Annotated in this window: 10 protein-coding genes and 1 pseudogene; 5 read left to right on the top strand and 6 right to left on the bottom strand. The window is 72.1% G+C overall.

Going from position 1 to position 12878, the window contains the following annotated elements; translation table 11 throughout:
- The first annotated feature begins 355 nt into the window (after window positions 1–355).
- Window positions 356–934 carry a fasciclin domain-containing protein gene (locus AB0F38_RS23715; RefSeq protein ID WP_361896788.1) on the top strand — a complete coding sequence of 193 codons (579 nt, stop codon included), beginning with the start codon at window positions 356–358 and terminating at the stop codon, window positions 932–934.
- Window positions 935–1221: 287 nt separating this feature from the next.
- Here AB0F38_RS23715 and AB0F38_RS23710 read toward each other — a convergent pair whose 3' ends face one another.
- The 3 genes and pseudogenes from AB0F38_RS23710 to AB0F38_RS23700 form a co-directional block, all read right to left on the bottom strand.
- Entirely contained in the window at window positions 1222–2013 is a 792-nt protein-coding gene (locus AB0F38_RS23710) for an ABC transporter permease (protein WP_361896785.1), read from the bottom strand.
- Entirely contained in the window at window positions 2010–2999 is a 990-nt protein-coding gene (locus tag AB0F38_RS23705; RefSeq protein ID WP_361896782.1) for an ATP-binding cassette domain-containing protein, read from the bottom strand. Before AB0F38_RS23705 ends, AB0F38_RS23710 begins: the two co-directional genes overlap by 4 nt.
- Window positions 3000–3183: 184 nt before the next feature.
- Window positions 3184–3516: pseudogene (locus AB0F38_RS23700) on the bottom strand (hypothetical protein); the annotation flags it as partial.
- 715 nt (window positions 3517–4231) lie between these two features.
- Here AB0F38_RS23700 and AB0F38_RS23695 point away from each other — a divergent pair.
- The 3 genes from AB0F38_RS23695 (at window position 4232) to AB0F38_RS23685 (ending at window position 8281) form a co-directional block, all read left to right on the top strand.
- Window positions 4232–5347 carry an NADH:flavin oxidoreductase gene (locus AB0F38_RS23695; protein ID WP_361896779.1) on the top strand — a complete coding sequence of 372 codons (1116 nt, stop codon included), beginning with the start codon at window positions 4232–4234 and terminating at the stop codon, window positions 5345–5347.
- 479 nt (window positions 5348–5826) lie between these two features.
- Entirely contained in the window at window positions 5827–7491 is a 1665-nt protein-coding gene (locus AB0F38_RS23690) for an ATP-binding cassette domain-containing protein (RefSeq protein ID WP_361896776.1), read from the top strand.
- 88 nt (window positions 7492–7579) lie between these two features.
- On the top strand, window positions 7580–8281 hold the full coding sequence (locus AB0F38_RS23685) for a sortase (RefSeq protein ID WP_361896773.1): 702 nt from the start codon (window positions 7580–7582) through the stop codon (window positions 8279–8281).
- A gap of 19 nt (window positions 8282–8300) precedes the next feature.
- Here AB0F38_RS23685 and AB0F38_RS23680 read toward each other — a convergent pair whose 3' ends face one another.
- The gene (locus AB0F38_RS23680; RefSeq protein ID WP_361896770.1) at window positions 8301–10736 is read right to left on the bottom strand and encodes a glycosyl hydrolase family 65 protein; all 2436 of its coding nucleotides are present in this window, start codon (window positions 10734–10736) and stop codon (window positions 8301–8303) included.
- Entirely contained in the window at window positions 10736–11497 is a 762-nt protein-coding gene (locus tag AB0F38_RS23675) for an HAD-IA family hydrolase (protein WP_361896767.1), read from the bottom strand. Before AB0F38_RS23675 ends, AB0F38_RS23680 begins: the two co-directional genes overlap by 1 nt.
- Window positions 11498–11628: 131 nt before the next feature.
- Between AB0F38_RS23675 and AB0F38_RS23670 the strand changes: the two genes are divergently transcribed.
- Window positions 11629–11832 (top strand): hypothetical protein, encoded by a 204-nt coding sequence (locus AB0F38_RS23670; RefSeq protein WP_361896764.1) that lies wholly within the window; start codon window positions 11629–11631, stop codon window positions 11830–11832.
- Window positions 11833–11983: 151 nt separating this feature from the next.
- Here AB0F38_RS23670 and AB0F38_RS23665 read toward each other — a convergent pair whose 3' ends face one another.
- Entirely contained in the window at window positions 11984–12730 is a 747-nt protein-coding gene (locus AB0F38_RS23665; protein ID WP_361896761.1) for a transglycosylase family protein, read from the bottom strand.
- Window positions 12731–12878: the final 148 nt, after the last annotated feature.

Raw genomic sequence — 12878 nt, 5'->3', positions numbered from 1 at the left:
TCCAGCCGCGCCGGCCGGGTGCGAAGCGCGCGCAGGATCGGACTGCCCCCTCATCCGGTCCTGCCCGAACAGGAGCTGACAGCAGGTCAGCACCCCGGACACCGGCTTCTGCGGCGCACGCGTACCGAACGAGGGACAGGCGACGGTCGGCCGCGGTGACGGGGGCGAGACTCCGCGTATGCGCAACCCGAGCGGCTCCCTGAGCGGGAACGAAGCATCCGTGTGACGCTGGATGACGGGCCTGCGGGATACGCACGGCGTGTGCTCGCGGGGCCTGCGGTACCGGTCGGACCGACCCTTCACCGAACGGGTACCGGACCAGTCCAGGCAGAGCCCTCCCCGGAGGAGACGAAGCATGAACATCACTCGAATCCGCCGCTCAGTCCTCGCCGCCTCAGCGGCAGTGGTCTTTCCCGTAGCACTGGGAATCGCCGCGCCGACCGCGTCCGCCGACAGCGGCTCGCAACCGTTCGGCCCGGGCTGCTCGTCCGTACCGAAGGAAGGCACAGGCGGCCTCGACGACATGTCCGACGACCCGGTGGCAACCGCGGCCTCCAAGAACCCCGAACTGTCGACGCTCGCCGCCGCGGTGAAGGCTGCCGATCTGGTTGACACCCTGAACAACTCCAAGGACATCACGGTGTTCGCCCCGACCAACGCCGCGTTCGAGAAGATCCCGAAGGCGGACCTCGACTCCCTGCTGGCCGACAAGGCCCAGCTGACCAAGGTCCTCACGTACCACGTGGTCGGCCAGAAGATCACCCAGAACGAGCTCGCGGACGGCGACTTCAAGACCTTGGAGGGGAGCAACCTCACCACCTCGGGGTCGGGTGACTCCTTCAAGGTGAACGATTCCGCGAAGATCGTCTGCGGCAACATCCCGACGGCGAACGCGACGGTGGAGCTCATCGACACCGTCCTGATGCCCAAGTAGCGGGCAGGGGCAGCGGGTATCGCCGCCCTGGCACCACGAGGAGCAGGGCCCGGTCGCCGGTTTCGGCATCGCGAGCACCGAAACCGGCACCGGAGCCCACCCCGGCCGGGGTCGGCGTCGACCACGCAGGAACACCCGTGATTCGCCCGCTGGAGCGTGAGTTGCTCGATCCTCCGCACCGGCTCGACAGCTCCAGCGCAGAGCCCCAGGCCGGTGGCCTGGGGCTCTGTCGGATCGAGGCTTCGGATCGAGCTGGGGTGAGGCGCGGCCGGCTGCCGGGACGGCGGCTACTTCGGGTCGCCGCCGAACTTCGAGGTCGACCAGAAGTACCCGAGCACCGCGAGCCCGAGGCACCAGGCGACCGCCAGCCAGCCGTTGTGGCCGATCTCGCTGCCGAGCAGCAGCCCGCGCAGCGTCTCGATGGCCGGGGTGAAGGGCTGGTACTCGGCGATCGGCTGGAACCAGCCCGGCATCGTGTCGACCGGGATGAAGGCGCTGGAGAGGAGGGGCAGCATGATCATCGGCAGAGCGTTGTTGCTGGCGGCCTCGGCGTTGGGGCTGATCAGGCCCATGCCGACCGCGATCCAGGTGAGCGCCATGGCGAAGAGCACGAGCAGCCCGAACGCCGCCAGCCACTCCGGAGCGGTCGCGTCCGTGGACCTGAAGCCGATGGCCACGGCGACGGCTCCGACGAAGATCACGCTCATCACGCACTGCAGCACGCTGCCCACGACGTGCCCGATGAGTACCGAGCCGCGATGGATCGCCATCGTGCGGAAGCGGGCGATGATGCCCTCGGTCATGTCGCTGGAGACGGACACCGCGGTGCCGATCGCGGTACTGCCGATGGTCATCAGCAGGATGCCCGGGACGATATAGGCGATGTACTCGGAGCGGTCCGCGCCGCCGCCGCCGATACCGGCGCTCATCACGTCGCCGAAGACGTAGACGAAGAGCAGCAGCAGCATGACCGGGGTGAGCAGCAGGTTCAGGGTGAGCGACGGGTAGCGCCGCGCGTGCAGGAGGTTGCGGCGCAGCATCGTGGTCGAGTCGCGGACGGCAAGGGAAAGGGCGCTCATCGGACGGTCTCCTCGGGCTGGTCGGGGCGGTCGGTTCCGCCGGTCAGGGCGAAGAACACGTCGTCGAGGTCGGGGGTGTGCACGGTGAGTTCGTCCGCCTCGATGCCGGCCGAGTCCAGCCAGTCGAGGATGGAGCGCAGCTCGCGCTGGCTGCCGTCGCTGAGGATCTGCAGGGACAGCGCCTCGTCGTCCCGGGTCACCTCGCGCAGGGCGTCGGCGGCGGACCGGTACGCGGCCGGGTCGGAGAAGCGGAGTCGCACGTGTCCGCCGGGGATGAGCCGCTTCAGCTCGTCGGCGCTCCCCTCGGCGGCGATCCTGCCGTCGTTGAGCACCGCGATGCGGTCCGCGAGCTCGTCGGCCTCCTCCAGGTACTGCGTGGTGAGGAAGACCGTGACGCCGTCGGAGACGAGCTCGCGGATGATCCCCCACATGGTGTGGCGGCTGCGCGGGTCGAGGCCCGTGGTCGGCTCGTCGAGAAAGATGATCCGCGGGTTCCCGACGAGGGTCATGGCGATGTCCAGGCGTCGCTTCATGCCGCCGGAGTAGGTGGAGGCGGGCTTCTTCGCAGCGTCCACCAGGTCGAACCGCTCCAGCAGCTCGGCGGTGACCCGCCGCCCCTCGCCGCGGGAGAGATGGTGCAGGTCCGCCATGAGGAGCATGTTCTCCTCACCGGTGATCAGCCCGTCGACGGCGGAGAACTGCCCGGTGACGCCGATCGCGGCGCGCACGGCCTGCGGGTCGGCGGCCAGGTCGTGGCCGTTGACGCGGATGTCGCCGGAGCCGGCGTCGGCGGTGATGAGGGTGGAGAGGATCTTCACCACGGTGGTCTTGCCGGCGCCGTTGGGGCCGAGCAGGGCAAAGACGGTGCCTGCCGGGATGCGCAGGTCGATCCCGTCGAGGACGAGCTTGTCGCCGTAGGACTTGCGCAGACCGACGGCGGAGACGGCGGCGGGCGGCTCCTGGGCGCCGCTTCTGGGTGTGGGCATGACAGTTGAAGGCACGGGACTCTCCCGATCGAAGGCTGGAACGGAGTGGACGGTGGAATCTCAGGCGGGGGCTGACGGATGCCGATGTTTCCGTGGAGCGTGCGGGCGCGGACCTCGACGGCGCCCTCGGACTTCTCCGGGCCCCCGAATCCGGTCAGCGCATTGCGCACGGCCCCGGAGCCCGGACGCGGACGATGCCGCCCGCATCCGCATCGGCGCGGATCGGGGCTCGCACGGGCGCCGGTGCGCCGAGCCGTTCGCTCCGGCCCTCGCGCCGCGGCATCACCACCACGAAGTCGGGTTCGAGACCGCGCGGCCGTACGCCGGCCGAGCCATGGGCGAGTTCACGGGTGATCTCGCCCATGGCGGCGGACAGCACATCGAGCGGGGTCGGGCGGGTGGCCGGCTCCAGCGGCGCGGTCAGCCGCTCGACGGACCGGCGGGCCTCGTCACCCACGCCTTCGGCAGCCGCGGCCGACCCCCCGCGAAGTGTTTCGACGTACGACGTCAGATCCATGGCGCAATGATGGCACCATTATGGCGCCATCCGCAACCCGCGAGGCGCAATACATGGCACATGACTGGGCTGACCGATAGCGAGCAGGTTGATATATCCAGCTCAGAGGCCTGATGACCATGACGCCAAGCTGTCGCCGGATGGCGCCTTACGGGCAGCAGAGCGTGTCGTGCACGCGCCCCTGGTCGGCGGAGCACTGAGACGTCCGGGACCGTGGCGCCGCGCCCGCGGCTGCCTGTTCCGGGGCTCGTCGGGATGGGGGCACCGGCCGTCCCCGCCCTCAGGCGTGCGGCCGGCCACGCCCGCCCCGACAAGCGGTCCCTCTACACGGACGACCTCGGAGAGATCACGGCCGGCCGGGGATGACCGCCGGGAGCGGCGCCGCGGTGACGGGCGTGCGCCCGTCCGCCTCCTGGTACGTCTCCCACCACGCCGTGTCCGGACGGACTCAGGTGGACCGTCGGAGGGGGCCGCCGGGGAAGCGCTCACCCGCCGTGTTCCGCAGGGAATGCACCCGGACGGACATCTCCGGCGTCATGCCCGGACCCTCGGGACCGGGGTGTGACGCCGAGGACGGCCGGGACCTGGGCCGTCCCGCACCGGAGGGTGGCCGCCCGGAGAGACCTTGACCACAGCGCGTCCAGCTCGGGGATGCCGTGGGATCGCTCGGATGTTGGCAGCGATGGACATCCCGAGCCAACGAACAGGACATGCCGTGACAGATGTGAACGCCGGCCGCGCAGCAACCCTCTCGCGCACGTTCTCGGTACGCGGACTCACCTCGCGCAACCGGATCGCCATGGCGCCCATGACCCGGCGGTTCTCCCCCGGTGGCGTCCCGGGTCAGGACGTGGCGGACTACTACACGCGACGGGCCGCCGGCGGCGTGGGGCTGATCATCACCGAGGGCACCTACATCGACCACGAGTCCGCGGGGACCAGCGGCCGGGTCCCGCGGTTCCACGGCGAGGACGCGCTCGCGGGCTGGGCGGACGTCGTCGACTCCGTGCACCGGGCGGGCGGCGCGATCATCCCCCAGCTGTGGCACGTGGGCGTCACCCGGGCCGAAGGCGCACCGCCCGTGGTGGACGCGGAGCCCGTCGGCCCGTCCGGCGTGTCCCTGGCGGGCGAGCCCAAGGGGCGCGCCATGACGCAGAAGGACCTCGACGATGTCATCGGCGCGTTCGCCGACGGGGCGGCGGCCGCCGAGCGTCTCGGCTTCGACGGTGTCGAACTGCACGGTGCCCACGGCTACTTGATCGACCAGTTCCTGTGGGCCGGCAGCAACCGCCGTACCGACGCCTACGGCGGCGACCTCGTCGCACGCACCCGTTTCGCGGCCGAGATCGTGGCGGCCTGCCGCGCGGCCGTGTCCGACGCGTTCCCCCTGTTCTTCCGCATGTCCCAGTGGAAGCAGGACGCCTACGAGGCGAAGCTCGCGCGGACCCCCGGGGAACTGGACTCCCTGCTCACACCGCTGGCCGAGGCCGGAGTCGATGTGTTCCACGCGTCCACCCGCCGCTACTGGCTGCCGGAGTTCGAGGGCTCGGACCTGAACCTCGCCGGATGGGTGAAGAAGATCAGCGGCAGGCCGACGGTCACCGTCGGCTCCGTCGGCCTGGACGGCGACTTCTTCGGCGCCTTCCAGGGCAACAGCTCGGCGGTCACCGGCATCGACCAGCTGCTGGACCGGATCGAGAAGGACGAGTTCGACATGGTCGCCGTCGGCCGTGCGCTGATCGCCGACCCCGAGTGGGCGGCGAAGACCCTGCGCGGCGACACCAGGAGCATCACGCCGTTCGGCGCGGAGATGCTGAAGACCCTGCACTGACCGGTGATCGCGGGGGAGCCCGGGCGAGGACCGGCCTCCGGGCCGACCACACCGTGAACCCGGGAAGTGATCCCTCCGGGCTCGACGGGTCCGCACCACCGTCCGACAGCCGGCTCTCCCGTCCCGGCAGGGCCACCGCCCGCCGGGACCGGAAGGTACGCGGACCGGCCAGGAGCCGCTCGTAAATCCCCGGAACCGAGCGACCCTCCGCTGTAGAGTTTTTGAGTCCTGTCGTCTCCGATAGAGGTGGACGTTGCGCATCTGAGGTCCGCGATCATCGCGCGGTACGGCTCCCGCCGTAGCCCGTCACGCCCCGTCGGCTTTCCTGCCGCCCCGTGACCCCGCGTGGATGCGACCTCGGCGCATGAGCCGTCCCCCGCCCCCGGAGGACCGCGTCCCTTTCTCCCCCGGCCCGGGTCGCCGCGTGGTGCTCGCATACGAAGCCCCTGTTCACACGCTTGCGACTGCGAGGATCACCCATGTCACACCCCCTCACGCCCCCGGCCTCCCTGACCTGCTCCGCCCTGTCCTTCCGGTGGCCGGACGGCACCGGGGTCTTCGACGGGCTCTCGCTCGGCATCGGCCGGGGCCGCACCGGCCTCGTCGGCACCAACGGATCCGGCAAGTCCACCCTGCTGCGCCTCCTCGCCGGCCGGCTGCGGCCCTCCCACGGGTCGGTGACCGTCGGCGGCAGCCTCGCCTACCTCCCGCAGAACCTCACCCTCGACACGGGACTCCGCGTCGAGGCGGCGCTCGGCATCGCCGGGCGGCGCGCGGCGCTGCGCGCCATCGAGGCGGGGGACGTCGCCGAGGAGCACTTCGAGACGATCGGCGACGACTGGGACGTCGAGGAGCGGGCCCTGGCGACCCTGGGGTCGCTCGGCCTCGGCGGCATCGGCCTGGACCGCACCGTCGGACAGCTGTCCGGCGGTGAGACCGTCCTGCTGCGCCTGGCCGCACTGCTGCTGGAGCGCCCGGACGTGCTGCTGCTCGACGAGCCGACCAACAACCTCGACGTGTGCGCGCGCCGCCGGCTGTACGAGGCCGTCGAGTCCTGGCGCTCCGGTGTGCTCGTCGTGGTCAGCCACGACCGTGACCTGCTGGAACGGGTCGACCGCATCGCCGAGCTGCGCTCCGGATCGGTGAGCTGGTACGGCGGCGGCTGGTCGGCGTACGAGGAGGCGCTGGCCACCCGGCAGGAGGCGGCGGGGCGCGTGCTGCGGGCCGCCGGGTCCGACGTACGGCGTCAGAAGCGCGAGCTGGAGGAGACCCAGATCAAGGTGGACCGCCGGCAGCGGCACAACAAGAAGATGGACGCCCAGCGGCGTGCCCCGAGGATCGTGGCCGGCGCGCACAAGAGGTCGTCACAGGAGTCGGCGGGCAAGCTGCGCGGGCTGCACGAGGAGCGGCTCCAGGAGGCACGGGAGCGGCTCGACGAGGCCTCGGACGCGATCCGCGACGACGCCGAGATCCGGGTGGACCTCCCCCGCACCGCCGTGCCCGCGGGCCGCACCGTCCTGAGCCTGCGCGGGCTGCGCCCCCGCTTCGGCGCGCTCCGCGACGGGGAGCTCGACGTCCGGGGGCCCGAACGCATCGCGCTGGTGGGACGCAACGGCGCCGGCAAGACGACGCTGCTGCGCACCCTCACCGGGGAGCTCGCGCCGCTGTCCGGCGAGGCCAGGACCTTCGTACCGCTGCGCTTCCTGCCGCAGCGGCTGGATGTGCTGGACGAGGGTCTGAGCGTCGCGGCGAACGTGGCCCGCACGGCGCCGGGGGTCACCGACAACCACATCCGCTCCCAGCTCGCCCGGTTCCTGTTCAAGGGGGCGCGTGCCGAACAGCTCGCGGGCACCCTCTCGGGCGGTGAGCGCTTCCGGGCGGCCCTCGCGGCGACGATGCTCGCCGCACCGGCCCCGCAGCTCCTGATGATGGACGAGCCGACCAACAACCTGGACCTGGCGAGTGTCCGGCAGCTGGCGGGCGCACTCGACGCCTACGAGGGTGCGCTCGTCATCGCCGGCCACGACCTTGCCTTCCTGGAGTCGGTCGGCATCACCCGCTGGCTGCTCGTCGGGGAGGAGCTGCGGGAGACCACCGCCGAGGAGGTGCGCGAGCTGCTCCACGCACCGGACCCGGGCGTGTGAGGACGGCCGGTGTTGTACTGGAAGGAGGCGGGCCCGCACCTGCGGGCACGCTCCCCCGCCCACACCGGCTACCGAATCCGGGTCCCCCATGCATCCTCTCCACGGACTCCGAAGAGCCCCCCGGGCGGTCGCGGTCGCGGCAGCCGTCGTCCTCGCCGCCGGCTGCGCGGCGGTGGCGGCCGAGTCACGCCCGGCCGAAGCCCCCGTCGCCGGCGGGGCGGCGGCCCCCGGACCCGCCGCCCCGCCCGCGCAGCCACCCGCCGACCGGACCGACCCGCGCACCGTGACAGCGAGGCTCACCATCGCGTCGATCGGCCTCACGGACCTGCGCGTGGTCCCGTACGAGGGGACGACGGACGACCGGGCGGGGACCCGCGTCCAGGACCGCGGTGTCGCCGCGAGTCCGTACGGCGAGGAGGGCGGCGTCGGTCCCGGCGAGATCGGGAACTACCTGGTGACGGCCCACCGGCTCTCCGCGGGCGGGCCGCTGCGCGACCTCCCGTCCCTGGACAGGGGGGACGTGGTGCTCGTCACGGCGGACGGCACGATGTACGAGTACCGGATCACCGGGACCCGGGAGACCTCGTTCCGGTCCGAGCGCTCCCTCGCCGAGCAGCGGGCCGAGGTCCCGGGCGAGCCGGGTGAGAAGCCGTCCCGGGCGATGATCACCCTCTCCACCTGTGCCACGCCGGAGGACGACGCGGCGGGTAACCACTGGCGCGACGCCAACAACAATCCGGAGCACCGCATCGACAAGATCGGCGTGCTGGTGTCCTCGCGGCCGTCCTGACGCGGGCAGTCCCCCGGGGTCACCCTTCGGGAAGGTCGAGCCACCGCGCCGTGCCGGGGGCGATCACGTGGGTGTGCCCGCCCAGGACGACCCGCACCCCCGGCGGGCCGTCGTCGGGCACGGCGATCCCGAGGCGCTCGGCGCCGATGCGCAGGTCCACGTCCCAGTGCCGGCGGAAGCGCAGGCGTACACGGAACTTCGAGAGCTGGGGGAGCGTGGCCGGGCTCAGCCACAGCGCGTCCTCCCGGGTCTCCAGACCCGTCATGCCGCGCTGGACGAAGTCGAGGGTGCCGGCCATCGCCCCCAGGTGGATGCCCTCCTCCGTCGTGCCGTCCTGGATGTCGGCCACGTCGCCGGTGAGCGCCTCCTCGCAGTGCGCCCACGCGTCCTCGCGGTGCACCCTGGCGAGCACCCAGGCGTGGACGAGGGAGCTGAGGGTGGAGCCGTGGCTGGTGCGAGCCACGTAGTAGTCGACCGTGGTCCGCCAGGTGTCGTCGTCGAGTTCGTGACCGAGCCGCCGGAACAGGGTGGCGAGCTCCTGGGGGGAGAAGAGGTAGCCGAGCATCAGGACGTCGGCCTGCTTGGACGCCTGGTAGCGGTTGACGGTGTCGTCCTCCGCCTCCATGATCCGGTCGAGCCGCCGGATGTCCCCGTACCGCTTCCGGTAGCCGTCCCAGTCAAGTTCGGCCAGGTCGCCGTACCCGGCGAACTGGCTGATGACGCCCCGGTGGTACGGCACGTACAGCCGGCGGGAGATGTCGTCCCAGCGCGCCGGCTCGGCGGGGTCGAGCCCGATGCGGTCGAGGAGCTGCCGGCATCTGATGTCGGGCAGGTCGCGGCAGAGTTCGCCCGCCCGGGTCAGGACCCAGGCCGCCGTCACGTTCGTGTAGGTGTTGTCGTCGAGCCCCGCCGTCATCGCATCGGGGTAGGCGTCGTGGTACTCGTCGGGTCCGACGACGCCTCGGATCCGGTACCGCCGCAGGCCGTCGTCCCATGTGGCGCTGTCGGCCCAGAAGCGGGCGATCTGCAGGATCATCTCCGCGCCCTTGGAGTACAGGTACTCCGTGTCACCGGTGGCCTGGCAGTACTGCCACACGTTGTACGCGACCGCCGAGCCGACGTGGTGCTGCAGCCGCGAACGGTCGGGCAGCCACCGGCCCGAGCGCGGGTTGAGGTGCAGCTCCTGGGTCTCCTCGCGCCCCTCGTCGGCGCTCTGCCACGGGTACATCGCACCTGCCCTGCCCGCCCCGCGCGCCGCACGGCAGGCCGCGGGCAGCCGCCGGTAGCGGTAGTCGAGCAACCCCCGGGAGATCTCCGGGAGATGGAGGTTCAGGAACGGGAGGACGAAGAGCTCGTCCCAGAAGACATGGCCCCGGTACGCCTCGCCGTGCAGTCCTCTGGCCGGTACCCCGACGTCGAGTTCGGCGGTGTGCGGGGAAAGGGTCTGCAGCACGTGGAAGAGGTGCAGCCGCAGGATGCGGCCCGGCTCGCCCGGTACCTCCAGCCTGACCTGCTGCCACAGGTCGGCCCAGGCCCGGCGGTGCGAGGCGAGCAGTCCAGGGTAGGCCGGGGCGCGACGGACCGCGGACACGGCGGCCTGCCGGGGGCTGCCGATCGCCGGGTCGCGGGAGGTGTACAGGGCGACCGTCTTGTCCACGGCGGCACCGGCGTCCGGGCGGTCCAGCGGGAGCACGAGGTTCTGCTGGACGGAGCGCGGCGTCTGCCGGGGCGTGACCCGGTGGTTCCTCCCCGCCGCCGCCTCGCCGCCCGCCCCGGGGCCGCTCGCGACCACGACGCGGGCGGCGAGGGCGACCGTGATGTCCGATTCCACCGTGCGGCAACGCAGCCAGACCGTGGAGCCCGGTTCCGTACCGGTCTCCCAACCGGTCAGATGGCGGTCCGCGAGGTCCCGGTAGCGCGCCACCCCGGCGTTGCGTACGTCCCCGTCGATCGCGGACTCCACCTCCACCTCGCCCGCCCAGCCGTCGGCGGTGAACACCGTGTGCAGCGCGGCGAGATGGGGATCGCCCATGTGCACAAGTCGCTCCTGCTCCACGGTCAGCCGGCGGCCCGCCCCGTCCTCGTAGACGGACCGGCGGGTCAGGGTCCCGCCGCGCAGGTCGAGCGACTGCCGGTGGTCCACGAGGTACGGATGGTCGGGGGACAGCCACGGGCCGGGAGGCGCTCCCGCCGGTCGGATGCGGTAGCGCAGCGGCAGCCAGTCCGGGAGGTTGACCATGTCCTCGTTCTCGACCTGCCGGTCCTGGACCGCCGAGGTCAGGCGGTTGTAGCAGCCCGCCACATAGGTGCCCGGGTAGTGCGGCCCGCCCGCGCGGGTCTCGGACGCGGCTCCCCGGGTGGCGAAGTAGCCGTTGCCCAGGGTGCACAGCGCCTCGCGCAGACGTTCCTTCGACGGCTCGTACCCCTCGTACGACCAGGTCCAGGCCGTCGCCATCAGCCGTCCCCGCCGATCAGCAGGTCCCCGGGATCGGGAACCACGATGTCGGCGCCGTGACGGCGCAGGTCGGCAGCTCCCGCGGGGGTGTCCGTACGGTCGACGCCGACAACCAGTCCGAAGCCGCCGCGGCGGCCCGCCGCCACCCCCGCCAGGGCGTCCTCCACGACGGCGGTGTCCTCCACGGGGGTCCGCAGCCGCCGGGCCGCCTCCACGAACAGGGCGGGATCCGGCTTGCCGGGCAGTCCCAGCCGGTGCGCCTCGTTGCCGTCGACCACGGCTTCGAACAGGTCCAGGAGTCCGGCTCCGGACAGCAGCTCCGTCGCGTGCCGGGAAGCGGAGGCGGCGGCGCACGGCACCCGTTCCTCGCACAGCACGTGCAGGAGGCGGACCGTACCCGGCCAGACGGCGACCGGGGTGGCGCGCAGGCTTTTTGTGAACACCTCGTCCTTGCGTGCCGCGACCGCCCACACCGTCGTCGTGCCCGGTGGGTCGTCGGGGCCGCCCTCGGGGAGGTCCAGCCCGCGCGACGCGAGGAAGGCCGCCGCGCCGTCCTTCCGCGACCGGCCGTCGACATGGCGCCGGTAGTCGTCCTCCTCGTCGAAGGGGCGCTGGCCCCCGTGGGACGACAGGCAGGCGTCGAAGGCCTCCTTCCAGGCCGCGGCGTGCAACGGGGCGGAGTCGGTGATCACCCCGTCCGTGTCGAAGACCACGGCGCGCACGGAGCGCAGGCACGCGGCCGGGGACGGTGCGGCTGCCATGACCGGGTGGTCCCTTCGTCAGGTGTCCCCCGTTCCATGGCACCAGGTTCCGGCTGCGGGCGCCCTTCCTGGGGCCCGGGCAAAGAATCGAAAAAGTCTCATTTTGCACCATTTTGAGCTACCGTACATACATGTCCAGTACCGAGCGTCAGACCGATCGGCAGGCCGAGTACGCGTGTCCGGCCTGCAAGCACGCCGTCGCGACCGTGTTGGCGCGGCACAAGACCCTCGGAATCTTCGTCCCGGTGTGGGGCCCCGGCCCGTGTCGGAACCCCGACTGCAGCAGGTGCGTGACCGCCGACGAGCCCGAGCCCGCGGAGCGTGCGGGCCGCTGAGCCCCCGCTCCACCGTCCGGGGCCCCGGCCTCGGGCCCCTGGCCAGGCATGCCGTGGACGCCGGCTTTCCGCACCACCCTCCCCCGGTGTCGACGCCCCGCGTCTGCCGCTTCCGGGGGACGTACCGGCCCGGCCGGCACGTGCAGTGGGTTCAGGCGGCCAGCCGGAGACGCTGACCGGGGTAGATGAGGTCCGGTCCCTCGTCCAGCAGCTCGCGGTTCAGCTCGAACAGGGCGTCGGTACCGCCGGGTACGTCCGCCCGCTCGGCGATCACGGAGAGGCAGTCGCCCGGCTCGACGACGTAGGTCTCGGCACCGGCGAGCTCGTGGGAGTCGGACGCCTCAGCGGCGTCGGACGCCTCGTGGGAGGAACCTTCCGAGCTGCTCGGACCGCTGTCCGACTGACGCTGCGGTGCGGCCTTCGCCGTCTCGTCGCGCTGAGGGGTGCTGCCTGCCTGCGGGCTCGATGTGCCGTTCGCGCCGAGCCGGCCGCAGGTGGGCCAGGCCGACAGTCCCTGCGAGCGGGCGACGCGTTCACCGACGGCGATCTGCTCGGACCGGGTGGCGAGGTCGGCGCGCGGTGCGTACTGACCGCCGCCGTACGCCCGCCAGGTGGAGGGCGCGAACTGCAGCCCGCCGTGGTAGCCGTTACCGGTGTTGATGTTCCACCGGCCGTTGCTCTCGCACTCGGCGATGCGGTCCCAGTCGGTGCCCGCGGTGACCGTCGGCGCCGTGACGGCCAGGGCCGGGAAGGCCTGCACGGTGGCGGACTGCGCGGTGGCGGGCCGGGCCGGGGCGGCCGCGGCGCCGCGGCCGGAGAGGCCCAGCACGCTCAGGAGGACCAGCAGAAGGGCGAGCGCCGATTCAACGGGTCGCTTGGCGAGGGGTGATGCCGGCATGTCGGTATTCCTCCGCTGTGCTCCGGAATGTGCAAGGGCACGAACAGATAAGCCGCCGATATGCTTTTGAAGGCGCTCCGACGCGTTTCGCGTCCGCGACTTCACCCGAGTGGAGGCCGCGGCCCCATCGCCCGGGCCGGCGCTGCGG

The organism is Streptomyces sp. NPDC025273 (assembly GCF_040638585.1).
Taxonomy (GTDB): domain Bacteria; phylum Actinomycetota; class Actinomycetes; order Streptomycetales; family Streptomycetaceae; genus Streptomyces; species Streptomyces cinereorectus.
This window is presented reverse-complemented; position numbering and strand designations above follow the sequence as displayed.